This is a genomic window from Streptomyces sp. Sge12 (assembly GCF_002080455.1).
Taxonomy (GTDB): Bacteria; Actinomycetota; Actinomycetes; order Streptomycetales; family Streptomycetaceae; genus Streptomyces.
On sequence record NZ_CP020555.1, the window covers coordinates 7,959,307 to 7,983,613 of the forward strand.

A 24,307-nucleotide genomic window follows, 5' to 3' on the forward strand; every position below is an offset into this window, starting at 1 on the left:
TTGATATCCGAAGATCCACATTACCCATGAGAAGATCATCCGCACTACCGTGCGCAAACCTCCTGGCTGACCCCCTGGCCGTACGGGCCCGCAGGCACGCGGGCGCACAGGCCGCCGGTAGCGTGGCTCTGGCAGCCGCCTATTGGCCGCGGAGGTTGTCCGCGATGGTCAGGAACACGAGCAGGTTCGGCACCAGCTGGGCCTGGGGCGCCGCCCAGGCCTTCGTCCTGCCGGCCCGCCAGACGCAGACCATCCCCCCGCGCACGGCGACCTCGCTCACCTCACGCCACGCCAGCACCTCACCGGAGGCGTTCGTGATGCCGCTGCCGGACAGCTTGTACGGGCCGAAGCCGACCGTCCCGCCCTCCCGGACCAGCTTCCACACCTTCTCGACCTGGGCGCGGGCGACGGCCTCCGCGATCAGCGGGGCCCAGGTGTGCGAGCCCGCGTAGGCGTGCGTGATCAGTGCCTTCTGACCGCCCGGTGCGACGAGCCGGGAGGCGTGCGAGCGTCCGACGGGCGTCTGCGTGCCCTTGTAGTCGATCACTTCCTGGACGGTCTCCTGGTAGAGCACCACCCGCTCCCAGCGCGCCGCGAACAGCTTGCTGCCGCTCGTGTTCACGACCAGCCCGTGTTCGTACAGGTGCAGCCGCCGGGACGCCAGGTCCCTGCGGAACAGCGGGCTCCGGCTCACCAGCCCGGCGGCCACCACACCGATCCACAGCGGGAATATGGCCGCACCCCAGTGCACTTTCACCCATAACAGGACGCCACCGCCCAGCAGTGCGGCAATGCCGGCCAGGGAGCCGATGACGAACCAGATCCGGTACTTCTCCTGGACCGCGACCTCGCTCTCGGGACGGAAGGTGTGCTCCAGTCCGCCCAGGCGGTGGCGGGTGGCCAGCGCCTTTGCGGCAGGGGAGGGCGACGTCGGAACGGTCATGCGCGGCCTCGGCTTCAAGGGCATGGCGGACCCCGCAAGGCCGCCTGAGCGAACGGGAGTTCACCGGCCGACACCGTGTCGGTGCCGGTGGACGGCCCCAGCAGCCAACACCACGATCAGGACCCGGGCAAGCCCTTCCGGAGAGCCCGCACGTGCACTCTCGTGGCGGTCCGCGGTTCCGCGGTTCCGCGACGACGTGGCGGCGGTGCCCGGCGGTCAGGGCCTGGTCGTGGCCTCCCTTCAGAGCAGCGGGTACAGCTACTTGTAAGATCGCGAGCGGGATGGGGTTCGTAGCGCAGTGGTCGTCGCGCCCCCACCGCATGTGGGAGGACGCCGGTTCGAATCCGGTCGGCCCCATCCCGTCTCGACGACTGCCGGCGGACACGCTCTCGCAGGAGCCGGCCTCCGGCCCGGCAGGCGACGGCGGCATCACGGCCGCATTCCGATCCGCTCAGCGACCCAGCCGGGCCGCGAGTCCGTCGAGTACGCAGTCCAGGCCGAACGTGAAATCGATGTCCGGGTCGGTTTCCTCGGCTTCGAGGACGCGGCGGGCGAGCATCGGGTGTTCGCCCGCCGCGAGGACCTCGCGGATGTAGGGCCCGACGCTGCGCTGCCACTCCTCCTCGCTGAGCCCGGTGCGCTGCTCCGCGCGTCGAAGGGCTTGCTGGGCGGCGACCGAACCCAGTACGTACGCGTGCACGGCGCCGAGCGCCTGGGAGGCCACGGTGATGTCGGGCGTGAGCGCGACCGCAGCGCGCAGCGCGCACTCCGTCCGCCGCAACGAGTGGGGGCCGAGCGCGGGCCTCCCCGCCAGTTCGCCCGCCAGCCAAGGATGCCGCAGCAGCGTGCCGCGCAACGCGTGCGCGACGGCGCCCAGATCGGCACGCCAGTCCCCGGTGGACTCCGGCGGCGGATCCTCGCCCTGCGCCGCGTCGACCATCAGGTCCACCAGCTCGTCGCGGTTGGTGATGTACCGGTAGAGCGAGGCGGTCCCCGAACCGAGATCACCAGCGACCCGCCGCATCGACACCGCTGCCAAACCCTCCACGTCCGCGACAGCCATCGCGGCGGCCACGAACTGGTCCACCCCGGGCGCACGTCGACGCGGCTCGGGGCGCGGCCGGGTCCACACCGACGAGGGAGTGGGTTCGGTCATCGGGGCGGTTCCTTTCCTCGTTGACCTGCATCCTACCTTCTGGCTACGCTGTATCCATGACGGAAACGACGTACTCAAAAGAGTCGGCCCCGGCCCCGGCCCCGGCCCCGGTACCGGTGCTCGTGGTCGGAGGCGGCAGCGTCGGCCTGCTCACCGCGGCACTGCTCACCCACCACGGCGTCCCCGCGGTGCTCGTCGAACGCCGGTCCGGGCCGTCGGTGCACCCCCGGGCCACCGGCATCGGACCCCGCACCGTCGAGGTCCTCCGAGAACTCGGGCTCGACGCCGCCGTCGACGCCGCCGCGGTCGACCTCCGGGGCGCCGCGGGCAAGGCAGTGGCGCGGACCGTCGTCGAAATGGGCGCGGGTGACGTCCGGACCGTTCCCATGCCGAAGCCCCCGACCGCCGACGAACCGGACGTGACGCCGTTCAGGCTGCGCGGCGTCTGCGCCCAGGACCGGCTCGACGCCGTCGTAGCGGCCGACCTGGCCCGCCGCGGGGCGGACCTGCGCTGGTCGACCCGCCTGGTCGGCATCGCGCAGGACGCCGCCGGGGTCGACGTCGAACTGGAGGGCCCCGACGGCCGCTACTCACTGCGGTGTGCGCGGGTGGTCGCCGCCGACGGCACGCACAGCACCGTGCGGACCGCGCTGGGCGTGGGCACCTCCGGGCCGGGCGATCTCGGCAAGTCGATGATCAACATCCTGTTCCACGCCGACCTGCGACCGCACCTGCGGGGAATGTCCTTCGCCACCTGCACGATCACCACGCCGGAGGCGCCCGGCCTGCTGGCCACCGTGGACGGCGAGACGAACTGGGTCTTCCACGTCCCCTGCGACGTCGACGCCGGCGAACGCCCCGAGGACTTCACCTACGAACGCTGCGCCGCGGTCGTGCGGCTGGCGGTAGGCGATCCCGACCTCGACGTCGAGGTGCGCAGCGTGCTCCCGTGGCGGCCCCGGAGTGCAGCGGCCGAAAGCTTCGCCGTCGGCCGCGTGTTCCTCGTGGGCGACGCCGCACACACCGTGTCACCCCTGGGCGCGTTCGGACTCAACACCGGGGTCGCCGACGCGCACAACCTGGCGTGGAAACTGGCCGCCGTCCACCACGGCGAAGCCGGTACCGGGCTCCTCGACACCTACGCGCACGAACGCGAACCGGTCGCTGCGGCCACGCTGGACCAGGCGATGCGCAGGCTCGCCGACCCGGAGCTGCACTGGGGACGCGGACCCGAGGCCGACGCCGCCAGGGCGGCGGCGGGAGTGTGGGCGGCGGCGGTCGTGCACCTCGGCCAGAGGTACGACTCGGCCGCGGTTGTCGACCCGCAGCCCGAACTCCCGTCCACAGTGGACCTGGACCTGGTACTGGACGGGTCGCCGGGTTCACGGGTGCCCCACGCGTGGATCGACGGGGTTTCCACCCTCGACCTGGTGGCGTCCCGGTGGACCCTGCTGGTCGGCGTCGCCGGCGACCACTGGCTCCGCGCCGCGGCGGACGTCGGCCTTCCCGCGCATCGCGTCGAGGCCCCGTGGCTTTCCGAAGCAGGGGCGCTGCTCGTCCGTCCGGACGGGATCGTCGCCATGCGCGCGACGACGTCGGCGACGGATCCGACGCGGTTCCTCACCGCGGTCATGGACCAGGTACTGGCCAGACCGGTCCCGGCACCGAGCGCCTGAAACGGGGCTGCCCTCATTCCGGCCAGAGCTCCGTCGCGCCGACGGGAGGTTCGAGAGGTACACGGCACCGCCTGGGCAGGCGCCGGTCACCGGCGCCCTGTACCTCCTGCGGCCGCTACCGCGGCAATCCCACACTCTGATCCACCGCGTACAACGCCTGGCCCTGCGTGCCGTGCAGCCCGTGACCGACTACGCCCACCAGGTCTGGGAAGTGCCCCGCGTTCTGCGGGAGATCGAGGCTGACAACGCCCCGAGTATCGCTGTCGCACGGGCCCTGGATTCTAGGCCTGCCTGGGGATGGCGCGCGGGTCGGCGCCCGTCAGGGCACGGCTCGCGTCCCACAACCGCGCCGCGGCGGACGTGTCGGCGAGGTGGCTCCATATCGGTTCGCGTCGGGGCCTGCCGCGCAGGCCGAAGACGCGTGGTCCCCACAGCTGGCCTCCACCCACCGACGGGTCGAGCACCGCTCGGACCGCGGGCCATGCGCCGGCGTGCTTGCCCTGGACGAGGAGGGCCGCAGGTGCCGAGCTCAGCCGTGCGCCGGGGTTTCGCACATGGACCGGTGGCCGTGACGGGGTGAGGGAGTCCAGCGCGCCGCCGGGATGAACCACCACGCTCGCCACCGTGCTGCCGGCAGCACGCAGGCGGCGGTCGAGTTCGACGCCGAAGGACATCTGCGCCAACTTGGAGCGTCCGTAGGTGCGCTTGGGCTGGTAGTCCTTCCGGGACTGCAGGTCGTCCAGGTCGAGCCGCTCGGACTTGGCCGCGAAGCTGCCCATGGTCACGATGCGGGCCGCCGGCGCAGCCGACAGCAGCGGCATCAGCCACTGGGTCAAGGCGAAGTGCCCGAGGTGGTTCGTGCCGAACATGAGCTCGTGACCGTCCCCGGTCTCCCTGCGCGGCGGGTCGTCGAGCGCGACACCGGCGTTGTGGACCACCGCGTCGAGGCGATCCACCTCCAGTGACTCCACCACGGTCTCGAGTGACGAGAGGTCGGCGAGGTCGAGCCGTACGGCCCGCACTCGCGCTCCGGCAACGCGCTCACGGATCGAGGCCGTGGCGACTTCGGCCTTGGCGGGGTTCCGGCTGCCGAGTACGACGGTGGCTCCGGTTGCCGACAACTGCTCGGCGACGAAGTACCCGATGCCGGCGTTGCCGCCGGTGACCAGGAACACGCGGCCTTCAGCACCGGGCAGACATCGGACGTCCCACGGCGGGGCGGAGGAGGTGGACGACATGGCGACGGGGCTCCCTTGCTGTCGAAGGCGACGGCGCAGGCGACTGCTCCGCCGGTACTCGGCCCACAGTCCCAGCGGTCACCGACACATCGCCCATGGATCACCGACAGGCGTGCCAGGCGGCCGACATTCCGCCTGTTCGGTGCCGGCCCGCTACCTGATGGCGGGGCCGCCAGGTAGCCGTGCTGTCCGTCGCAGCCAGCCTTGTGCCGTACGAACGCCGGGGCACCGCGGGCGGCCCTACGCTCCCTCCGCGAGCCGGAGTTCGCGGCGCGGGCCGTGACACAGCAGGCACACGCCACGGTGCGAGAGGCACCGGACCGACGTTCCGTTCCGCGGCCTCCTCTTACCAGAGGCCCCATCGCGGTGTCAGCACAACTGCCGTATATCGAAAATGGGTTGGAAGGGGGATCCCGGTCTCGCTGGTGCTGTACGTTCTTGCCATGGCCATGAGTAAAGGGACGGAAGATCCGGAGCTGCGCTTCTCCACAGTGCTGGCGGTCGCGGCAAGGCTTCCGGGCGTGCGCATCAACAGGGAGGCGTACCTCCGGCAGGCGCTGACTCGCCATTGCTCCGAGGACGCCATACGCAAAGCAATAGAAGAGACCCCTGCAGCGGCGGGTATCCCCCTCGAGGTCCTGGACAAAGCGGCCAACGATTCCATCAACTACGAAACCGCCAAGGCCAGTGCCCTTTCGGCGGCTGCCGGGATACCCGGCCTGCTGTTCCTTCCCGCCACCGTGCCGGCCGATGTGGCTCAGTACTTCGGCCATATGCTGCGCATCGCGCAGAAGCTCGCCTACCTCTACAGCTGGCCCGATCTGTTCTCCGAAGACCCTGATGACCTCGATGACGCGACAAAGGGAGTGCTCACGCTCTTCATCGGGGTGATGTTCGGTACCCAATCGGCGAACGCCGCCGTGGGCAAGGTCGCGGGGATGATGTCGAAGCAGGCCGCCAAGAAGCTGCCGCAGAAGGCACTTACCCAGGGCCTCATCTACCCGATAGTGAAAAAGGTCGCAGGCTACCTCGGCGTTCAGATGACGAAGAAGACCTTCGCGAACACCGTCTCAAAGGCCATCCCTGTCGTCGGGGCCGTCGTTTCCGGCGGCCTCACTCTTGCGACCTACCTTCCCATGGCCAAGCGGCTGAAGAAACACCTCTCCAGCTTGGAGCTCACAAAGCCGACGCACCTGATCGTCGACCCGGAAGGCGTAGTGATTCAGGAGCCCTTCGTCCCGGAGCACGCTGAGTAACACACTCCGGACGGGGCGGTGGTGTGGTGCTGCTGGTGGCGGAGTACTGCCGCGCGTACCCCTCACGTCGCCGTAGCTCGCCCCGTTCTTCGGGAACGCTCCGGCAACCGCATGCCCGGTGAGCAACGAGTGCGGGCAAGCGCCGCGGCTCGGATCCCGTCGTCCCTCTGCCCGAACAGCGCCGGCCGACGCCTCCACGTCAACGGGGCCGACCGAACCACGGCCTCTGCCGTCGTGTTGGCGCTGCTTCCGCCACCGGCCGTTGCCCCTGCTCGGTCACGTCGGGTGCCGGGGCAGCCTCCGGTCTGTCAGAGCCCGCGCCTAGGCTGGTGGCAGAGAGTCGATCAAGGAGCAGGGCAGTGCGGATAGAGCGTCACCAGGTGGGCGGGGCCGTCGTGTCGGCAGCGCGTGAGGACTTCGTGAACCGGATCGGGGGTCAGGTGCGGTCCATGTCGCGCGCCGGCCGGATGGCCACGTACGAGTGGCAGTCGATCGCCGACGAGTTCCTCGACTACCTGGGCGCCCTCTCGGTCGAGACGCCCGACCTCGACACCCCGGAAGCCAGGGCCGCCCTCAAGGACGCCGCCGAAGCCGCTGCCGGCGCCGTCGCCTACGCGGCGTACCATCCCCACTGCAGCTTCCAGGTCTTCCTCGAGTACGTGAACTACGGCACGAGCTACGACCCGGGTGACGACGCCCCCGAGGAGAGCGTCACCCCCGGCGAATGGATCGATGCGCTCTGCCTGTCGGTCCTGAGGGACAAGGCCAAGTGGCACGGGGAGGCCTTCCACTTCGCCCGCGACAAGTTCGCCGCGCGGGCGCAGGGCACACCCGGTGGTGAGCTCGCCACAGGACTCATGGCCGTGGTCCTTGACGCCGCGGGCAACCACGGCGAATACCCGCCGAGTGCGCAGGCCAAGCTGGCTGCCGTGGATGCCGCCTTGGACCGGATCCGTACCCGCGCCGCGGAGACCGGGGAGCCCCTTCTGGACCGGCCGGACAGCGCGGCGCTGCACACGCTGCGCGCCCTGGCCGCCGAGGACCGGGAGGCCTTTGACGCCGCGCTGGCCGATCTCCTGACCAGGCACACCACCCTGCACGGCCCCGCGGCCTCTCCGAGCAGCCTCCTCCCGCTCGTCCCCATCGCCCTCGCCGCGCTCGCGTACCGGACCCTGGGCTGGGCGCCCGCCGCCCGTACCGATTACCTCCCGCACGCGCTCGTCACCGGCTTCGAGACCCGAGGGCCGCGGGTCGCGGGCTTCGGCCGGAACCGGCGGCCGGACGCGGTCGCCGCGCTCGGCGCGGGGCCGCTGGTGGTGGAACGGCCGGCCTGTGAGCGGACCGTGCACCGGGAGATCGAGGACATGTACGAGGAACACCTCCGGGAGGCCTTCACCCCCGTCGGCCAAGAACCCCTCGCGGTGTGGCGGCTCGGGAGCGTCATGGGCGACCAGGAACGCCTCTTCAAGTGGCGCGCGGGGAACCCGGCAGGCGTCACGGACGCCCAGCTCGCGACCCTTCGGCTGGCCTCCCAGATGGGGGCGGCCCTGTTCCGCATCGCCCTGGCCGATCCCGGTACCGAGGTCGAGGTGACCATCGGCGGCCGCAACCTGCGCTACCCGGCCGAGCGGAAGGACGCGGCCGGCGCCCACAACTGGGAGAAGGCCACGGCCTTCGCCTTGATCACAGGAGTACGCGAGGACCTCGTCCCGCTGGTCCTCACCGGCCCCGCCTTCGCCCGCCCGGACGGCTCCGCCTCCAGCGCCTATCGCGAGGCCCTCCACGCCTACCTGAAGGGCGGCGACCCCGAACCGGCCGTGCAGCGGGCGCTGGAGCAGGCGGAGAAGGCGAAGGACTGGGGCTTCGCGATGCCGCCGGCCGTGCTGCTGTCACAGCTGGTGGAGGGCGACGAGGAGAGCTTCAACCTCGCCCTGGCCGACGCGCTCGAGGCCCACCGCGACTACTACCAGGTCGCCGACCGCGTCGACGAGCCGGATACGTCGGTCGACCTCGACATCCTCGCCCTCGCCTGCCACGCCCGCCGCCGCGGCTGGGCCATCCGAGTGGAGTCCCCGTACCTGCCGCAGCCCCTCCTACGGGCCGCAGAACCTTTCTAGGAGGACGGCGACGGCCTCCGCTCTTTGCCCTGGCCCCTTGCTCACGCCCATGGGGCGTGGCCCCCCGGGCGCCGGGTGCCGATGCTCCGGTCGGCACCCAGCCGGTACTCATCGAGTTGTCGGCGCGCCGGCTGTTCTGCAACGACAACGGCTGCGCGGGGGTGACCTTCGCTGAGCAGGTCGAGGGCTGGCTGACCGCCGTTACGGTCGGCGCATGACCGTCCTGCCGCCACTGCGCGAGCGGGACTCCGCCTGACCGTGGCCAGCTGCCGACCCCTAGCCTCTGGCGTCTCGGACCTGACGGTCCAGGAACTCGATCAGTCGCGTCTCCGAACGCAGAACCCATTCTCGCTGCTCAGGAGGAAGAGACGCGAGGAGGTCGACCAGGACTCGCTTCCGCGGGACGTACACCATGTTGCCGGAGTAAATCCGGCAAGTGGAACACCAGGCGAGTCCGATGCACCGCTCGAACATCGAGGACTCGGGCGAATGGAAGCGGTACTGGTACGAACGGACGGACGTTCCGCAGCCGGCGCAGACGCGTCGATCGCCGTCGGGAATCGTGTCCCAACTCCCGACCTTTCGCCAATGCTGTCGCCCGGCCAGTGCTCTTCACGTCGTCATGCCGAGCATTCTCGCGCACAAAGGTCCACCCGGCGCAGCCCCGAGCAAGATCCGGCCGACCAGGCCGGGCTCCGTGCATCGGCACGCACAGGCAGCAGGGGCCGCATCCGGTGTTCGGCTGCGGCCCCTGCTGCCCGGCATTCGCCACCCGGCGTACGCGCGTCAGCTGCCCGGTGGTCAGCGGAGCGTGGGGATCACATCGCGCGTTTCGTCGATTCCGACGCCCGTCGTGCGGTGCCGGTCCGGAGGCTGCGGCGGGGCTTCGTCCGCGCAGACGGTGCCACGAACGGGCAGTGCCAGCGTGACGAGGTAGCTCTCGACCAAGGTGCTGACGCACGTGCTGCGGTTGTAGGCCGTGTGTCCTTCGGCGGCGAAGGTGAGCAGTCGTCCGTTCTCGAGTGTTCCGGCCAGAGCCACCGCGTCCTGGTAGGGGGTGTCCGGGTCTCCGGTCGTGCCCAGGACCAGGACCGGTGCGGAACCCGCCGCGCGGTAGGAGCCCTCGTACCGGCTCGGGCGCTCGGTCGTCCACTGGACGCAGGTGGGTGCGTGGTTGTGGTCGTACGCCGGTGGCCCCAGCCCGATGGCGGGTCCCAGCAGTGGCGCCGACGCGGCCTGCGCGCCGACCATCGCGCCCAGCAGCAGCCGGCTGCCCGGGTAGGTGCGGTCGGCGCATTCGACTGCCGTGTTGACGTTCAGGAAGTCGAACGACGCCGGTGACGGCGGGGACAGCAGGAACGAACCCTGCCGCAGCTGGGCCGCCCGCAGCGCCTGCCCCAGGTAGGGCCACACCTCGCGGCCCGAGTTGATGTTGAACATCAACCGGTAGGCCAGGGTGTAGCCGGTGGCCGGGCGCCCGCTCGCGGTGATCACCGGATCGGCGTCCAGATCCCGCTTCAGCCGCTCGAACGCCTGCCGCGGCCGCCCCTCACCGAACCCGCAGGCGGCGGGGTCGGCAGCGCACCAGTCCAGGAAACGGCCCACCGCCCCGTCCAGTGCAGCGAACTGCCCGGCGTCGTAGGCGTAGGGCACCTCTGCGTACCGCCGCGGATCGTAGGCCCCGTCCAGAACCATCGCCCGCACCCGCCGCGGGAACTGCGCGGCGTACACGGTGCCGACGTAGCTGCCGAAGGATCGGCCGTAGAAGGAGAGCGTCTCTTCGCCCAGCGCCCGGCGCAGCAGGTCCAGGTCCTGGGCGTTGGAGCCGGTTCCGATGAACGGCAATATCTGCCCGGAGCGTTCCCGGCAGGCGCGGGCGAAGTCGGCGCCCTGCCGTACCGCCTCCTTGAGAGCCCCCGGACCGGGCACGCCGCGTGCGGTGTCGACGGCTGCCGCGTACTCCTGGTCGTTCCAGCACTCCACCTGCCCGCTGCGCGCCACACCGCGCATGTCGTACCCGACGACGTCGAAGGTGTCCCGCAGGGAGGCGGGCAGCGCCTCGTAGCTGCTACGGGCGAAGTTCACGCCGGAGTTGCCGGGCCCGCCGGGGTGCAGTACCAGTACACCGGTGCGGTGCGCCCGATCGGCCGCGGCCCGACGGGTGACGGCGAGGGCGAGCGTCGGTCCGGTGGGCCGGCGGTAGTCCAGCGGCACGCGGGCGGTCGCGCACTCGAAGCCGTCCTGCTCCCCGTCGCAGGGCCCCCAGGACAGCACCGGAACGGGCGGGGCGGGGGGCTCGGCGGCCCGGGCGGCGGCGGGCGCACCGCCCGCGAGCGCGGTGACCGCGATCAGGAGCAGGGATATCCCCCACACCACCCGCCTGCGCGGGTCATCGGCCAAACGGGTCGGCATGCAGAGCCCCTTCCGTCGTGCTCCAGCGGAACGGGCGACACCGTAGCCGCCGGCTGCTGTCGTTGTCGGCCTGCAGGGGGTTGATTTCCTGCTACCCCCACGGGAGGTGGCCGTCTACCCCCTGGGGTGTATGTCCTCGTTGCGGTGTGCAGGGTTTCCGTGGGCCCGGGGCCATATCCCGTCCCGGCTTGCGTTCCGGCTCGAGGCCGACTCGCCACCAGGCCCACAGGCTGCCGGGTGGCGCGTGTGGGTGAATCGGCGTCCGACGCGCCGGGGGTGTGTTGCTCCGGCCGGGTGGTGGCTGGGGGTGTTCCTGCCGGGTTCGGGGCTGCTGCGCCACGGTCCGTGTCGCCTTTTGGGGCAGGTTTCCGGTTTGCCGGGTGCGGGGTGGTTTCCGCATGCTGTTCGTGCCGCTCGCTCGATGAGGGCGGCACTCCCAGGAAAGGATTCCGACCGTGTCGGTTGCGCTCTCCGATGGCCTGAGGAAGGTCATCGACGACTCTCCGGTTTTTGCTTCTGTGGCAACGATTCAGCCGGACGGCAGTCCGCAGGTGTCCGTCACCTGGCTGGCGCGTGACGGTGACGACCTGCTCGTGTCCACGACCGTGGGACGCCGCAAGGAGCGGAATCTGCGGCGTGATCCTCGTGTCACCGTGCTCATCAACCCGAGTGATGCCCCGTACACCTACGCCGAGGTCCGTGGTACGGCGCAGTTGACCACCGAGGGCGGGCAGGAGCTGATCGACGCGCTGTCGCGCAAGTACACGGGCAAGGAGTACGCGGATTTCAATCCGGCGTCCGCCGAGGACAGCGAACGGGTCGTGGTACGTATCACCCCGCGCAAGGTCGTTGGCTCCCTCTGACCAGCACCCCGCCACCCGCTGAGACCGGCCCGGCTGCCTCGATAACTGCCGGGTGGCTGTTGTGTGGGTGGCGGGGGTCAGAGGGCGTCCCGTGTCGTGCTGGGCGTGCTGGTCGACACGAGCACGGCGAGTTGGTGCAACCGCCGGCAGTACTCGGCCGCTGCGGGGTCATCGATCTCAGGGACGACTCGGCCCAAGTCCTCGACGCGGCTCTGCAGGAGCGTGCTGTTCTTCGGGTCGAGAGTGCCGCCGTTGTCGAGCCAACGAAATACGCAGCCGGCGATGTCCAGGTCGAGCAGCCACACGTGTGTACCCGCGAACGTGACATGTCGGAGGCTGTCGGGGAAGGGCTCGTGGCGGTGTTCCTCCCAGAGGCGATCTGCGGTCTGCACCTGCTCAGTCGATTCGCTCATTTGAACTATTTTGCAGTAGCCGTTGAGCTGGTTCGGCGTTCGTCATGCGCACCTGGCAGATGAGGGCTGCTGCGATGCCTGCGAACGCCAGGAGGCGTTCGGCCTGGCTCTCACGGCGCCGGTGACGGAACCGGCGTTACGCAGCCAGGTCCCCAGGTGGGGCGTTGGCGGTAGCCCCCTGACTCCGTGGAGCTTGCCGGGGCGGGGGGTGATGGGTTCCGTGGTGAGGTCTGATCGGCAGGATGCCGCGGGCCCTCCCCGCCATGACCTTCTCAGTGGGTGGTCCAGCCGCCGTCGATGGAGAGGGTGGTGCCGTGGATGTAGGAGGCGCGGTTGCTGGAGAGCCAGGCGGCGGCTTCGGCGATTTCGTTGGGGTGGGCGTGGCGGGGGAGGGGGGTGTGGTTGAGGAGGGTGGTTTCGATGGTGGGGTTTTGTTGGAGCCAGTTGGTGATCATTTCGGTTTGGGTGGTGCCGGGGGCGATGGCGTTGATGCGGATGTTGTGGGTGGCGTATTCGTAGGCGGCGGCTTTGGTGAGGCCGATGACGGCGTGTTTGGAGGCGATGTAGGGGGCGGTGACGGGGGTTGCGACGAGGCCTGCGGTGCTGCTGTTGTTGATGATGGTGCCGTGGCCGTGGGTGAGCATGGCGGGTATTTCGTGGCGCATGCTGTTCCAGATTCCGCGGACGTTGGTGTCCATGATGGTGTCGTAGATGTTTTCGTGGAGGAGGTGGAGGGGGGCGGGGGTGGCGCCGATGCCGGCGTTGTTGAAGGCGGTGTCGAGGTGGCCGTAGGTGGTGATGGCTTGTTGGACGGCGTGGGCGATTTGTTCGGTGTGGGTGACGTCGGCGATGACGTATTGGGCGTGGTGGCCTTGGGTTTGTAGTTCGTCGGTGAGGTCGGCGAGTTGTTTTTCGCGGCGGGCGACGAGGGTGACGGCGGCGCCTTCGCGGCAGAAGATGCGGGCGGCGGCGGCTCCGATGCCGGAGCTTGCGCCGGTGATGAGTGCGGATCTGCCTTCGAGGAGCTTGGGTTGGGTTCCGGCGGTCATCGCGTGACGGTAACACGGTGGATTGGGGGGTTGTGGTGTTCGGTGGGGGTGGGTTGGTGTTGGTGACGGGGGGTGCGGGGTTTGTGGGTTCTGTGGTGGTGGAGAGGTTGGTGGGGTGGGGTGTTGGGGTGAGGGTGTTGGTGCATCGGGCGGGGGTGTCGCGGGTGGGGGTGGAGGTGGTGCGGGGGGATTTGGTGCGGCCGGGTTCGTTGCGTGGGGTGTGTGAGGGGGTGTCGTCGGTGTTGCATTTGGCGTCGCGGATCGGGGGGTCGGTGGGGGAGTTGGAGGCGGTGAATGTGGAGGGGACGCGGGCGTTGTTGGGGGAGGCGGCGCGGGCGGGGGTGGAGCGGGTGGTGCAGTTGGGGACGGCGGGGGTGTATGGGGATGGGGTGCATCGGGGGTGGTGGAGGGGGAGTTGGTGGAGTGTCCGGGGTCGGTGACGAGTGTGACGCGGTTGGCGGGGGAGCGGTTGGTGTTGGCGGCGGGTGGGACGGTGGTGCGGCCGCATTTGGTTTTCGGGCGGGGGGATCGGTGGGTGGTGCCGGGGTTGGTGGAGTTGTTGGGGCGTGTGCCGGTGTGGGTGGAGGGTGGGCGGGCGCGTTTGTCGTTGGTTTCGGTGGATGTGTTGGCGGGGGTGTTGGCGGAGTTGGCGGTGGGGGGTGGGCGGGTGGGGGGTGGGGTGTTGCATGCGGGGCATCCGGAGCCGGTGAGTGTGCGGGTGTTGGTGGAGACGGTTGCGGGTGCGTTGGGGTTGGGGTTGCCGGTGGGGGAGGTTGATCTGGCGGGGGCGTTGGAGTGGGTGGGGGGTGCGCAGGGTGGGGTGTTGGCGCGGCGGGTGCGGTTGGTGGGCGTTGATCGCTGGTATGACAGTGGGCGGTTGTGGTCGCAGGTGAGGGTTTCGCCGGGGCCTGGGTTCGTGGAGGCGTTCGCGGAGTGTGCTCCGTGGTACCGGTCGGTGCTGTCGGGCGGGAACCCTGCCTGACGGCCCCGATGCTCTCCCCCTCCTGGGCCGGCCCATGCGCCCTGGGCGCCGCCACGGGTTTGGCAGGGCGTGAACATCGTGTGTCACGCAGTGTGTTGTCCGCCGGAGAGCCGGGCTGGGTCTTCCTTGTGTCCGGTGTCTTGGGCCCCGGGTGGTGGGGTGGTGGCTTGGTGTGGGCGCGGGCTGGTGGCGTACCGGTGAAGGGGTTCGACTCGGTACAGGTGAATGTGCTCGGTCGATGGTGCGCCGACCGTGGGTCACGTTCGTCCCGGCTCTGCCTCGGGAGGTTGTCGTTCTTGGCGGTCCGCCTTGGCCGGTTGACGTTGTCGGGTGGCCGGGTGTTTCTTATGTCACCTTGATGACGGTCTTGCCGGTGGTGTGGCCGTTCTCGACGGCGGCGAGGGCGGCCGGGGCTTCGGAGAGCGGATGGACTGCGGTGATTGCGGGTGTGAGGAGTCCGTCGAGGGCGAGTCGGGCTGATCGCTCCAGGTTCTTGCGGTCGAGGCGGCGCTCGACGAAGCGCCCGCCGAGATCGGGCACGGATGTGTCGCTGACGGCAATGATGTTGCGGGGGTCGCGGGCCAGGGGAGCGATGGTTCGCAGTGAGGTGCCTGCGACCAGGTCGACGATCGCGTCGAAGCCGTCCGGAACGAGCTTGCGTGCCGCGGCGGCGACGTCCTGGGTGGTGTAGTCGATGAAGAGCGCCCCCAGGCTCTCGGCGTGTTCGCGTTTGGCGGTGCTCCCGGTGCCGATCACGTGCAGCCGGCGTCCGATGGCCAGCCGGGTGACGGCGAGGCCGACTCCGCCTCCGACTCCGTTGACCAGGACCGTGGCGCCGGCGGGGAGTCCGAGTTGGTCGAGGACGTCCACCGCGGTCGTCCCGGCCACCGGCAGTGTTGCCGCCACGGTTGCGGACAGGCCCGCCGGGATGCGCGCGGTGTTCGCCGCGGACAGCACCGTGGTCTGGGCGTAGGTGCCGCCACCGGTCAGCGCGAAGCCGAAGACTGCGTCGCCCACCTCGAGCCCGGTGACGTCCTGGCCCCGGGCGAGAACGGTTCCGGCTGCCTCCATGCCCAGCACGCGGGGAAAGGGACGCCCGCCGTCGAGCCCGTCGACCGGGCCCGAGCGCAGCAGGTGGTCGAGGGGATTGACGCCGGCGACGTCGACCCGGATCAGTACCTCACCGCGACCGGGTACGGGATCGGGGCGATCGAAGAACGCCTGCACCTCGGGCCCGCCGTGCCTGTCGAAACCCCATGCCTGTCCCATCTTCCGCCGCCTCTCGTACGACCGGCCCGCTGAATGCGGGCGCTGTCGCCACCCTCACCCCTGCCACTGATGTCAGGGGCAACACGATGAGATGCAGGTCACAGCATCAGGTCGGCTGCGCCGCCGGTTGTCGGGGCCGTGGACAGCTGCGCCCGGTGCCGGCTGTTGGCCCTGATCAGTGCGTCGAGTGCATCCCGGGTCTCGATCAGGTGCGCGATATCGGCGTCGATCCGGTCGCGCTCGCGCATCATCGCCGTGAACGTCTCCTCGGCGACGCCCGGGTCACCGGGGATGTCCACACACGGCAGCACGGTCGCGATCACCCGGCTGGACAGCCCCGCGTCGAACAACTGCCTGATGAGCGCCACGCGCTGGACCGCAGCATCGGCGTAGTGACGCTGCCCCGCGTCGGAGCGTGAGCTGGTCAGCAGCCCCTGGTCCTCGTAGTACCGCAGTGAGCGCGGGCTCACGCCCGTGCGCCGGGCAAGCTCGCCTATCCGCATCCCGCAGAGCCTACGCCCGCGACCTGCGGGTGCGGAGCGCCGATGCGTCATGGTCGCCTGCGGACACCCCCTACCGCGGCAGGGTTGCCGTGCCCGCCGCCCCACGGCTGAGCACGTTCGCCCGTACACGGCTGAGCCCTTGTCGCCGTATGCCGGCACGGGCTGCCGCCAGGGGGCTCGGTGCGGCGCCCGGGGACGGGGGCACGCCCGGCTTCGGCGCCCCGCGGCCCATGACGCCGCCACATCCCACTCGGTGGGCGTGAACTTCTGCTGCCGCCGGGGGTGTTGCCAGGCCGGGGGCAGCCGGGTCGGGTCGTCCTTGTGTCCGGTGTCTGCGTCCCCTGGTTCCGGGGCGGGGGGCCTGGTATGGATGCGGGCTGCCGTCAGGGGGTGGCCGGTCGGAGGTCCTGGGCCGGGTGACCCTGCTGTCCGGGGACCGGTGGCCCGGGTCCCGGGTCCTGGGTCGTGGCCGTGCGTGAACACCGGATGGGCGCGGGTGCTGTCGGGTCGGTCGCCCGGGTCGGGCGGCCCCTGGTTTCGTGCCTGAACTTTCGTGCCGGGTTGCGGCCCCGGCGTGGACATCGGCTGCCGCAGGGGCGTGTCTGTCCCGATGCCCGGGGCGGGATCCCGTCCCGTGCCCGCACGCCCCTGGTTTACCGGCAGGGCCTGGGCGTGCGCATCGTGCGCTTGGGCGGGTGTGGTGCGGTCGGTGTCCGGGCCGGGTCGCCCCTGCGTTCCGTTGCGTGCCGTTGCGTTTCGTTGCCTGCGCCCCTCCGGGCCCTCGTTACGGGCCCTGGCGTGAACGGGGCTGCCGTGCGGGGCTGTCGGGCTGCTCGCCCGGCACCGGACACCCCCGTTTCGGTGTGGTGCAGGTGCGCAGGGCGGCGGCTCCGGCATGAACATGGGCGGTGGTGGGGGAGGTTGTCGGGGCGGCCGTCCGCGGATGAGCCTCCTCCGCTTCGGGGACTGCGCCCCCACGTGCCGTGCCGTGCCGTGCCGGGGCGTTGGTGTGGACTGCGGTTGCTGCAGGGGGTCCGACCGATCCCGTCCGGGCGGCCGCACCGTGTTCGGCCGCTGCGTGCCGGGTTTCCCGGGCGGCGGCTGGGGTGCGGGGCCGCTCCGAGGTCCCGGCCGGACACTCTGGTGCGGCGTGCCTGCCCGCGCCGTGGTGCGGGGCGATGGTCCTGGCGTGAACCACGGGCTGCTGCGGGGGCCCGGCGTGGACAGCGGCTGATGCGAGGGGGCCGGCACGACGCCCCGGACCGGAGCCCCGGCTGCGCTGGGCGCGCTCTTGGCGCCGTCATGGCTCCGGCTGGCGTGAACGTCGTTGTCGGTAAAGGGTGCTGTCCCCGGGCAGCCGATGCGAGTCCATCCCGGTGCCCCCGGTGTTCGCGCCCCCTGGTTCAGGGACGGGGGCCCGGTGTGGACGCGGGCTGCTGCGGGGGAGGTGTCCGGTCGGTTGCCCGGGTCGGCTCCCCCCTTTGTTGGGCGTGCTGCGCCCCGTGGTGGGGGGCGTTCGGTGCCGCTGGGAGTGGTCCCCGCCGGTGTTCCGGCCGGGGGTTCCTGCGGCGCCGACTGGGCCGGTGGTGTGCGGGGGCATGGGGCGGGACCCCCGGTGTGAACGGTGTCGCGTGGTGGGGGGTGTTGTCCGGTCGGGGGTGGCGAGGCCGTTGCCGGGGGAGGTGTTTCCCCTTTTGTGCGGGCGGGTGTGCGCCTGCCTGTCCGCCCCCGGCCCCCGGTGTGAACGGTGTTGCGTGCTGGGGGTGTTGCCCGGTCGCGGTGGTGAAGCCGCCCTCCGGGGAAGGTGTGCCCGCTCTTGTGCGGGCGGGGTGTGTGCCTGTCGGCTCGCCCCGCCCCGGCTCCCGATGTCCGCGCTGCCCCCGCCGTTCCCGCGGCACCCCCGACCCCGACGCCCGCGGCCCGACCCCGACGTCGGACGCCGGACAGCGGTGGTCAGGTGGTGGTTGCGGTGACGGTGGAGCGGAAGATGGTGCGGTTTTCCTGGTGGCCGGTGATGGCGACGTGGCCGGGGGCGGTGAGGGTGGCGTCGATCCAGCAGGGGGCGTCGAGTTCGGCGTAGTGGTGGAATTCGGTGGCGATGGCGGCGGGCGTGAAGGTGGCGGGGGCGTGGAGGGCGCTGGCGGCCTGGCGGGCGGCTTCGACGAGGACCATGCCGGGGTGGTGGTCGTTGGCGTGTTCGAAGAGGATGGGGTGGTCGAGGTCGGGGTTGAGTTGCCAGCGGCCGGGGTGGTCGGTGGGGGCGAGGACGACGTCGAAGGGCAGGAGCCGGCCGGTGGTGTGGGCGGGGACGGGGGTGCGGCGGGGCAGGGGGCGGGTCAGGGCCAGGCGGCCGCGGTCGCCGCGCAGGCGGCGGTAGGTGGCGGGGGCGACGCAGGAGAAGCGGGCGGTGCCGCGGGCGGCGAGTTCGCCGTTGCGGTGGATGTCGACGCTGAGGTAGCCGGAGAACCGGTTGCCCTTCCAGCCGAAGTCGGTGCACAGGGCGTTCATGGTGAGGTCGCTGGGGCCGCGGCCGATGCGCAGGTGTTCGGGGCGGGTGGTGAAGTCCAGGCTCCACAGCAGGACGTTGTGGCCGAGGGGGACTCCGTAGACGGCGTGGCAGAGGTAGAGGCCGACCTGGCGGACGGTCTCGCCGGCCTGGACGGGGTCGTGGCCGGTGCCGTCGGCGCTGGTGAAGAAGGTGTGGGCGCGGGGCCACTGCCCGGTCAGGGTGAAGGTGTCCTGGCCGGTGCGTTCGCAGCCGGTCAGGAAGACCTCGGCCAGTGAGCTGCGGTGGACGTATTCCCGGGGCACGGTGGTGGTCAGCTGGCGGGCGTCGTTGCAGCGCATCCATGGCTGCTCCGTCCCGGGCAGGGGCAGGACGGGCGCGTGCTTTCCGATCGTCAGCATGGTCATGACTTCTCCCGCAGAGCCGTTCGACGGATGGGACGGGTTGCGCTCGCGAGACGCAAGATACGTACTCTCCGGTTTTGTTTGCAAGGAGCTCAGCCGGGCAGGATGCGGCCCGCACGTCGCCCCGGCGGCCCGCCGGGCGCCCTCCGGGAGGGCTGTCAGGACCTGGACCAGCGGATATCCGACAGGGTGCGGCCGCAGGGGACGCGCACACCACCGCCCCAAGTGGGAACCGTGGTTCCGGTCATATGCGCCGGTCGGACAGGGTGCGGGCGCCGTCCGTTCAACCAGGCCCCCGCCAGGGCGACTTCGGGGGACCGGATGCGGCGGGCCGGGTCCCGAAAACCATTGGCATGCGGGTCGGGTCGTGTCAGACTCGGGGCCGCCGCCGGTGAAACAGAAACCGGATGGGCGGTTTTGGAATACGGGGTGTGGACACGCCGCTGCACCCTGTCGCCGATCTGCCGCCGTCCATCCTGGAGAGTTGTGAGATGAACCGTCAGTGCCCTTTTGCGATCGACGCCCTGGGCGGGGACGTGCACGCCGAGGCCGCGCGCGTGCGTGAACAGGGGCCCGCGACACGGGTCCTGCTGCCGGGCGGGGTCAGTGCCTGGGCCGTGGGCCGCGCGGCCGACATGCGCCGGCTCCTGGTGGACCCGCGGGTCTCCAAGGACGCCTACCGCCACTGGCCGGCCTGGATCAGCGGCGAGGTGGGGGAGCAGTGGCCGCTGGCGATCTGGGTCTCGGTGCAGAACATGATCACCGCCTACGGCAGCGAGCACGCCCGGCTGCGCAGACCGGCGGCGGCCGCGTTCACCGCCCGACGGGCGGCCGGCCTGCGCCCCCGGATCGAGGAGGTGGTCGGTGAACTCCTGGAGGACCTGGCCGCCTCGGCGCCCGGTGGCGCGGTGGACCTGCGCACGCGGTTCGCCCACGAGCTGCCGACCCGGATCGTCTTCGAGCTGTTCGGGATACCGGAGCACTCCTGGGGCCCGCTGCACAAAATCATCAACGCGTTCTTCGACACCGGTATCACCGCCGAGGAGGCGCAGCGCAACGCGGCCGATCTGGACGTGGTGATGGCGGACCTGGTCGCCCACCGCCGCCGCCACCCCGGCGACGACATGACCAGCGCACTCATCGCCGCCCGCGACACCGCCACCGACCCCCGCACCGCCACCGACCCCCGCACCGCCACCGACGCCCGTACCGCCACCGACGCCCGTACCGCTACCGCTACCGCCGCCGATGCGGGTGCGGGTGCGGGTGCGGAGGGGGCGGGGTTGAGCGAGAAGGAGCTCGTCGACAGCCTGATCCTGCTCTTCACGGCCGGTTACGAGACCTCCGTCAACCTGATCTGCACGGCCCTGCACGAACTGCTGCGCAATCCGGCGCAGTTGGCGCTGGTGCGGGCGGGGTTGGCTTCGTGGGAGGACGTGGTGGAGGAGGCGCTGCGGATCGAGCCGCCGGCCTTCTACGGGCTGCTGCGTTTCGCGGTGGAGGACATCGACATGGGGGAGGGGGTGGTGATCGGGCAGGGTGATCCGATCCTGATCTCCTTCGGTTCGGCGGGGCGTGATCCCGAGGTGCACGGCGCGGACGCCGACCGCTTCGACGTGCTGCGGGCGACGCGGGGGCAGCATCTGTCGTTCGGGTTCGGCACGCATCACTGCCTGGGTGCGACGCTGGCGCGGCTGGAGTGCGCGGTGGCGGTGCGGCGGTTCTTCGAGACGTTCCCGGCGGCGGCTCTGGCGGGGGCGGGGGAGTTGGGGCGGGTGGAGTCGTTCATCTCCAACGGGCTGCGGGAGTTGCCCGTGGTGCTGGGTCCCAGGGCGCCCGTGGCCGATTGACCGCGTCGGGGCGACGCCTGGCCTGCTTGAAAAGAATCGGACCTTCTGGTTGGTTTTAATGGGGCGGTGGATCCGCGCGGTGGATCCGGCCGTATTGGACCATGGACAACGGAGGCACCGGTGGCACGGCAGGAGCGTGCGGTACGTACGCGTCGCGCGATCTTGGAAGCGGCGGCGGCGGTCTTCGACGAGCGCGGTTACGACGCGGCCACCATCGCGGACATCCTCGCGCGGGCGGGCGTCACCAAGGGCGCCCTGTATTTCCATTTCTCCTCCAAGCAGGAGCTGGCGCAGGGCGTCCTGGACGAGCAGTTCGCCGAGGGCGGGGTGCCCCACCGGGAGAGCAAGCTGCAGGAACTGGTGGACGTCGCGATGGTGCTGGCGTACCGGATGAAGCGCGAGCCCATGCTCAGCGCGGGTGCCCGGCTCTCTCTGGGGCCGGGCATGCGCGACATCTTCGGCGGGGGTTCGGTGCCGGGCTGGATCGAGTTCACGCGGACCCTGCTGGTGCGGGCGAAGGAGCAGGGTGAGCTGCTGCCGCACGTGGATCCCGCCGAGACGGCCTGGATCCTGTCCGCCTGCTGGACGGGCGCGCAGATCTACTCGCAGACCCTGAGCGACCGCAGCGACATCGAGCAGCGGGTGGCCGCCGTCTACCAGCACATCTGCCCGAGCATCGCGACGCCCGCGATGCTCGCCAGGCTCGACATCGCCGGCGACCGGGGGGAGCGGGTGAGCGCGGAGATGCGGCGCGGGCCCGGCCGGGGGGCGGCGCAGGAGAGCGAACCGGCCCTGTCCTGAGGCCCGCCCGCCCCCTGCCCGCCCGAGGGCGGCCCCCGGTGGGGCGGGTGGGGCCGGTGGGGCCGGCCGGCTCCAGCGGGACGCGAGCGGGGCTCCGGTGGCGGCGCGGACCGTGACCGGAACGATCTTTACACCCCCTTGGGCAAACCGCGTTGGCGGTTTGTGGAGACTCCATGGTCAAGCAGGAACGTGCGGCCCGTACGCGGGAGGCGCTGGTGCGTGCGGCCGCGGAGGTGTTCGCCGAGGAGGGGTTCACCGCCGCGTCGATCGCGGTGATCAGCCGCCGGGCCCGGGTCAGCGCCGGGGGACTGCACTTCCACTTCGCCGGCAAGACCGTCCTGGCCCGCGCCGTCCAGGACCGGGCCGCGCAGGCCCTGTCGCGCATCACGGCCGGCCCGGCCGTACCACCGACCGCCCCCGCCTCCGCCCCGACCACCCCCGGACCGGGTCCGACTACCGCCCGGACCACCACCGCCCGGACCACCACCGCCCGGACCACCACCGCCCGGACCACCACCGCCCGGACCACCCCCGCGCCGGGTCCGGCCTCCGCGCCGGGTCCGGCTCCCGCATCCGCGCCGACCGCCCCCGCCTCCGCCCCGGGCCCCGCCCCGGGCCCCGCCCAGGGCCCCGCCCCCGCCTCCGCCCCGGGTTCCGCCCCCGCCTCCGCCCCGGGCCCCGCCTCCGCCCCGTCCGCCCCCGCACCGGGCCCTGCCTCCGCAGCGACCACCCCGGCCCCCGTCCCGGGCCCGGACGGGAGCGCGGGCACCGGCGCAGACCCGGGCGGGAACGCAGGCGGGAGTGCGGGCGCCGGTTCGGGCGGGGGTTCGTTGCAGGTGCTGGTGGACTCCACGCACCGGCTGATGGCCCTCCTTGCGCACGACGCGGTGGTGCGGGCCGGGTTCGCGCTGTGCGCGGACCCCTCCTTCGACGGGACGGCGGACCTGCGCCGGCAGTGGCGGCTGTGGGTCGAGGCGGCCGTGGCGGCCGCGGCCCGGGAGGGCCTGCTCGCCGAGGGGCTCCTGCCCGAGGACGCGGCGCGCGGGGTGGTGGCCGCGACGGTGGGGCTGGAGGTCCTGGGCGCCTACGACCGGCAGTGGCTCGCACCGCACACCCTGACCCGGTTCTGGACGCTGATGCTGCCGCGGCTCGCCTCGCCCCCGGCCCTGGACGCCCTGCTGCCGCAGGGATCGCCCGGCAGTGCCGCCCCACCCCCCGACCCGGACACCGAATCAGACTGAACGGTCTCTTTCAGGTGGGGTCCGCCACCCTCCTGTGACCCTCGTCGAGGGGGTGATCGAGGCGTCCTGAAGCCGCCCCACCGCACCCGAACCCACCCGAAATTCCAGGCCAGCAAAGGTTTCTGACGTTCCGTCGGACATGATCGACCATCAAAACAGCACGACCGGTTTGATATTGACAAACCGCCGGTCCTGTTTTCTACTGGCTGTGCGACTCATCCAAGGACAGGGGAGTACGGCGTGGACATCGATGTACTGGGCGCGTTGGCGGTGCGGGAGAACGGAATCTCCATCACGCCGACCGCCCCCAAGCCCCGGCAGGTCCTGGCCCTCCTGGCCCTCCATGCCGATCAGGTGGTACCCGTATCGGCACTGATAGAGGAACTGTGGGCGGGCGAACCGCCGCGCAGTGCCCGCACCACACTGCAGACCTACGTCCTGCAGTTACGCGCCCTCATCGCCGGCGCCCTCGAACGCGGCACCGCCACCGCCACCGGCCCCGACGCCGGGGCCGACGACGACACCCCCACCGGTACGGGTGCGGGTGCGGGTGCGGGGCGGGTGGTGCGGACCGCCAAGGACATCCTGGTCACCCTGCCCGGCGGATACCTCCTCAGCAGCGGCGGCGGAACCCTCGACGTCCGCGAGTTCGACCGCCTCGCCGGCACCGGCTACCGCGCCATGGACGCCGGCGACTTCCCCGGCGCCGCCCGCCTGCTGCGCGAGGCCCTGGCCCTGTGGTCCGGACCCGCCTTCGCCGACGTACAGGGCGGAATCCAGCTCGACATGGAGACCAGACGCCTGGAAGAGACCCGGCTGTGCGCCCTGGACCAGCGGATCGAGGCCGACCTGCGACTGGGACGCCACCGCGAACTCCTGGCCGAACTGACCGTCCTGGTCACCCGCTACCGCACCCACGAGAACCTCCACGGACAGTTCATGCTCGCCCTGCACCGCTCCGGCCGCCGCGGCGAGGCACTGGACGTCTACCAGCGACTGCGCGCCACCCTCGTGCGCGAACTGGGACTGGAACCCTCCATCGCCCTGCGCCGCCTGCAGCGCTCGATCCTGATGGCCGGACCCGAGAGCCCGGCCGAGGCCCACGCGGAGCCCGGCGGCGAAAGGCTCGTACGGGTCTGACGCCCGACCACCCCCGCCCGCCGGGGGCGGCCGAAAAAGGGGCACGACCCGGCCCGGCCCCGGGACACACCACAGGTCCCCGCGGCCGGGAACACGAGGACCTCCACGGGGCGAGAGGAGACGACGCGGTGCAGGAGAGGTCGGAACGGACCCGCAGGCGCCTGGTCCACGCCGGGGCCGAAATGTTCCACCGCAACGGCTACGCCAACGCCACACTCGGCGAGATCGCGGCCGCCGCCGGGGTCACCAAGGGAGCCCTCTACTTCCACTTCGCCTCCAAGGACGAACTCGCCGAAGCCGTCCAGCAACGCGGCTGCGCCCTGCTCCACGACGCCGTGCGCACCCTGCGCCAGGACGGCGTCTCACCCCTGCAGGCCCTGATCGACATCACCCACTGGCTGGCCTGGACCCTCCACGAGGAACCCGCCATCCCCGCCAGCTTCCGCATCACCAAGGAATGCGGCCAACCCGCCCCGCGGGGATGCACC

General features: G+C 71.4%; 19 protein-coding genes and 1 tRNA gene. 11 read left to right on the plus strand and 9 right to left on the minus strand.

Translation table 11 applies throughout. From position 1 onward, the window contains the following. Positions 1–139 precede the first annotated feature (139 nt). The gene (locus B6R96_RS35830) at positions 140–943 is read right to left on the minus strand and encodes a DUF6585 family protein (protein ID WP_053704752.1); all 804 of its coding nucleotides are present in this window, start codon (positions 941–943) and stop codon (positions 140–142) included. 284 nt (positions 944–1,227) lie between these two features. Here B6R96_RS35830 and B6R96_RS35835 point away from each other — a divergent pair. Next, positions 1,228–1,300, plus strand: a tRNA-Arg gene (locus B6R96_RS35835). 94 nt (positions 1,301–1,394) lie between these two features. Here the strand turns inward: B6R96_RS35835 and B6R96_RS35840 are convergent. Beyond that, a complete protein-coding gene (locus tag B6R96_RS35840) occupies positions 1,395–2,099 on the minus strand; it encodes a TetR/AcrR family transcriptional regulator C-terminal domain-containing protein (protein ID WP_203351701.1) in 705 nt (234 codons plus the stop codon). Positions 2,100–2,155: 56 nt separating this feature from the next. On the opposite strand from B6R96_RS35840, the gene B6R96_RS35845 reads away from it, so the two are divergent. Beyond that, positions 2,156–3,775, plus strand: coding sequence for an FAD-dependent monooxygenase (locus B6R96_RS35845; RefSeq protein ID WP_081524885.1), 1,620 nt, complete (start codon positions 2,156–2,158; stop codon positions 3,773–3,775). 281 nt (positions 3,776–4,056) lie between these two features. Here B6R96_RS35845 and B6R96_RS35850 read toward each other — a convergent pair whose 3' ends face one another. Further along, the gene (locus tag B6R96_RS35850) at positions 4,057–5,013 is read right to left on the minus strand and encodes an SDR family NAD(P)-dependent oxidoreductase (protein WP_081524886.1); all 957 of its coding nucleotides are present in this window, start codon (positions 5,011–5,013) and stop codon (positions 4,057–4,059) included. A 443-nt stretch (positions 5,014–5,456) separates the two neighbouring features. Here B6R96_RS35850 and B6R96_RS35855 point away from each other — a divergent pair, with 443 nt between their 5' ends. Then, the gene (locus B6R96_RS35855; protein WP_081525430.1) at positions 5,457–6,269 is read left to right on the plus strand and encodes a hypothetical protein; all 813 of its coding nucleotides are present in this window, start codon (positions 5,457–5,459) and stop codon (positions 6,267–6,269) included. Positions 6,270–6,649: 380 nt separating this feature from the next. After that, a complete protein-coding gene (locus B6R96_RS35860; protein ID WP_081524887.1) occupies positions 6,650–8,386 on the plus strand; it encodes an immunity 49 family protein in 1,737 nt (578 codons plus the stop codon). Positions 8,387–9,187: 801 nt separating this feature from the next. On the opposite strand, the gene B6R96_RS35870 is transcribed toward B6R96_RS35860, so the two are convergent. Continuing rightward, the gene (locus tag B6R96_RS35870) at positions 9,188–10,798 is read right to left on the minus strand and encodes an alpha/beta hydrolase (protein ID WP_081524889.1); all 1,611 of its coding nucleotides are present in this window, start codon (positions 10,796–10,798) and stop codon (positions 9,188–9,190) included. A 455-nt stretch (positions 10,799–11,253) separates the two neighbouring features. On the opposite strand from B6R96_RS35870, the gene B6R96_RS35875 reads away from it, so the two are divergent. Beyond that, entirely contained in the window at positions 11,254–11,661 is a 408-nt protein-coding gene (locus B6R96_RS35875) for a PPOX class F420-dependent oxidoreductase (RefSeq protein WP_053704756.1), read from the plus strand. Between the two features lie 77 nt (positions 11,662–11,738). On the opposite strand, the gene B6R96_RS35880 is transcribed toward B6R96_RS35875, so the two are convergent. Both B6R96_RS35880 and B6R96_RS35885 read right to left on the minus strand, forming a co-directional pair. After that, complete coding sequence (locus tag B6R96_RS35880) at positions 11,739–12,074, minus strand: hypothetical protein (RefSeq protein ID WP_159396439.1); 336 nt, start codon at positions 12,072–12,074, stop codon at positions 11,739–11,741. Between the two features lie 272 nt (positions 12,075–12,346). Beyond that, positions 12,347–13,123, minus strand: coding sequence for an SDR family NAD(P)-dependent oxidoreductase (locus B6R96_RS35885; protein ID WP_081521180.1), 777 nt, complete (start codon positions 13,121–13,123; stop codon positions 12,347–12,349). Between the two features lie 62 nt (positions 13,124–13,185). Between B6R96_RS35885 and B6R96_RS38390 the strand changes: the two genes are divergently transcribed. Beyond that, a complete protein-coding gene (locus B6R96_RS38390) occupies positions 13,186–13,563 on the plus strand; it encodes an NAD-dependent epimerase/dehydratase family protein (RefSeq protein WP_443070025.1) in 378 nt (125 codons plus the stop codon). Positions 13,564–14,450: 887 nt separating this feature from the next. Here B6R96_RS38390 and B6R96_RS35895 read toward each other — a convergent pair. The 3 genes from B6R96_RS35895 to B6R96_RS35905 all read right to left on the minus strand — a co-directional run bounded on the left by B6R96_RS35895 (position 14,451) and on the right by B6R96_RS35905 (position 18,790). Beyond that, positions 14,451–15,374, minus strand: a complete 924-nt coding sequence (locus tag B6R96_RS35895; RefSeq protein WP_107475436.1) for an NADP-dependent oxidoreductase — start codon at positions 15,372–15,374, stop codon at positions 14,451–14,453. Positions 15,375–15,472: 98 nt separating this feature from the next. Then, the gene (locus B6R96_RS35900) at positions 15,473–15,877 is read right to left on the minus strand and encodes a MerR family transcriptional regulator (RefSeq protein ID WP_081521179.1); all 405 of its coding nucleotides are present in this window, start codon (positions 15,875–15,877) and stop codon (positions 15,473–15,475) included. Positions 15,878–17,830: 1,953 nt separating this feature from the next. Beyond that, positions 17,831–18,790, minus strand: a complete 960-nt coding sequence (locus tag B6R96_RS35905; RefSeq protein ID WP_237291262.1) for a ScbA/BarX family gamma-butyrolactone biosynthesis protein — start codon at positions 18,788–18,790, stop codon at positions 17,831–17,833. A gap of 488 nt (positions 18,791–19,278) precedes the next feature. On the opposite strand from B6R96_RS35905, the gene B6R96_RS35910 reads away from it, so the two are divergent. The 5 genes from B6R96_RS35910 to B6R96_RS35935 all read left to right on the plus strand — a co-directional run. Beyond that, positions 19,279–20,637 (plus strand): cytochrome P450 family protein, encoded by a 1,359-nt coding sequence (locus B6R96_RS35910; RefSeq protein ID WP_081521178.1) that lies wholly within the window; start codon positions 19,279–19,281, stop codon positions 20,635–20,637. A 120-nt stretch (positions 20,638–20,757) separates the two neighbouring features. Continuing rightward, positions 20,758–21,438 carry a ScbR family autoregulator-binding transcription factor gene (locus tag B6R96_RS35915; RefSeq protein WP_030390789.1) on the plus strand — a complete coding sequence of 227 codons (681 nt, stop codon included), beginning with the start codon at positions 20,758–20,760 and terminating at the stop codon, positions 21,436–21,438. 173 nt (positions 21,439–21,611) lie between these two features. Next, a complete protein-coding gene (locus tag B6R96_RS38875) occupies positions 21,612–22,679 on the plus strand; it encodes a TetR family transcriptional regulator (RefSeq protein ID WP_162498483.1) in 1,068 nt (355 codons plus the stop codon). Between the two features lie 240 nt (positions 22,680–22,919). Then, positions 22,920–23,819 (plus strand): AfsR/SARP family transcriptional regulator, encoded by a 900-nt coding sequence (locus B6R96_RS35930; protein ID WP_081521177.1) that lies wholly within the window; start codon positions 22,920–22,922, stop codon positions 23,817–23,819. 128 nt (positions 23,820–23,947) lie between these two features. Further along, the coding region (locus B6R96_RS35935) for a TetR/AcrR family transcriptional regulator (protein ID WP_159396440.1) at positions 23,948–24,307 on the plus strand (360 nt) is incomplete at its 3' end.

Bases quoted from the DNA above. Each gene is read 5' to 3' on its own strand.
- B6R96_RS35870 (WP_081524889.1), bottom strand. From the start codon at position 10,798: ATGCCGACCCGTTTGGCCGATGACCCGCGCAGGCGGGTGGTGTGGGGG.
- B6R96_RS35880 (WP_159396439.1), bottom strand. From the start codon at position 12,074: ATGAGCGAATCGACTGAGCAGGTGCAGACCGCAGATCGCCTCTGGGAG.
- B6R96_RS35850 (WP_081524886.1), bottom strand. From the start codon at position 5,013: ATGTCGTCCACCTCCTCCGCCCCGCCGTGGGACGTCCGATGTCTGCCC.
- B6R96_RS35895 (WP_107475436.1), bottom strand. From the start codon at position 15,374: ATGGGACAGGCATGGGGTTTCGACAGGCACGGCGGGCCCGAGGTGCAG.
- B6R96_RS35900 (WP_081521179.1), bottom strand. From the start codon at position 15,877: ATGCGGATAGGCGAGCTTGCCCGGCGCACGGGCGTGAGCCCGCGCTCA.
- B6R96_RS35830 (WP_053704752.1), bottom strand. From the start codon at position 943: ATGACCGTTCCGACGTCGCCCTCCCCTGCCGCAAAGGCGCTGGCCACC.
- B6R96_RS35905 (WP_237291262.1), bottom strand. From the start codon at position 18,790: ATGACCATGCTGACGATCGGAAAGCACGCGCCCGTCCTGCCCCTGCCC.
- B6R96_RS35840 (WP_203351701.1), bottom strand. From the start codon at position 2,099: ATGACCGAACCCACTCCCTCGTCGGTGTGGACCCGGCCGCGCCCCGAG.
- B6R96_RS35845 (WP_081524885.1), top strand. From the start codon at position 2,156: ATGACGGAAACGACGTACTCAAAAGAGTCGGCCCCGGCCCCGGCCCCG.
- B6R96_RS35910 (WP_081521178.1), top strand. From the start codon at position 19,279: ATGAACCGTCAGTGCCCTTTTGCGATCGACGCCCTGGGCGGGGACGTG.
- B6R96_RS35885 (WP_081521180.1), bottom strand. From the start codon at position 13,123: ATGACCGCCGGAACCCAACCCAAGCTCCTCGAAGGCAGATCCGCACTC.
- B6R96_RS38875 (WP_162498483.1), top strand. From the start codon at position 21,612: ATGGTCAAGCAGGAACGTGCGGCCCGTACGCGGGAGGCGCTGGTGCGT.
- B6R96_RS35855 (WP_081525430.1), top strand. From the start codon at position 5,457: ATGGCCATGAGTAAAGGGACGGAAGATCCGGAGCTGCGCTTCTCCACA.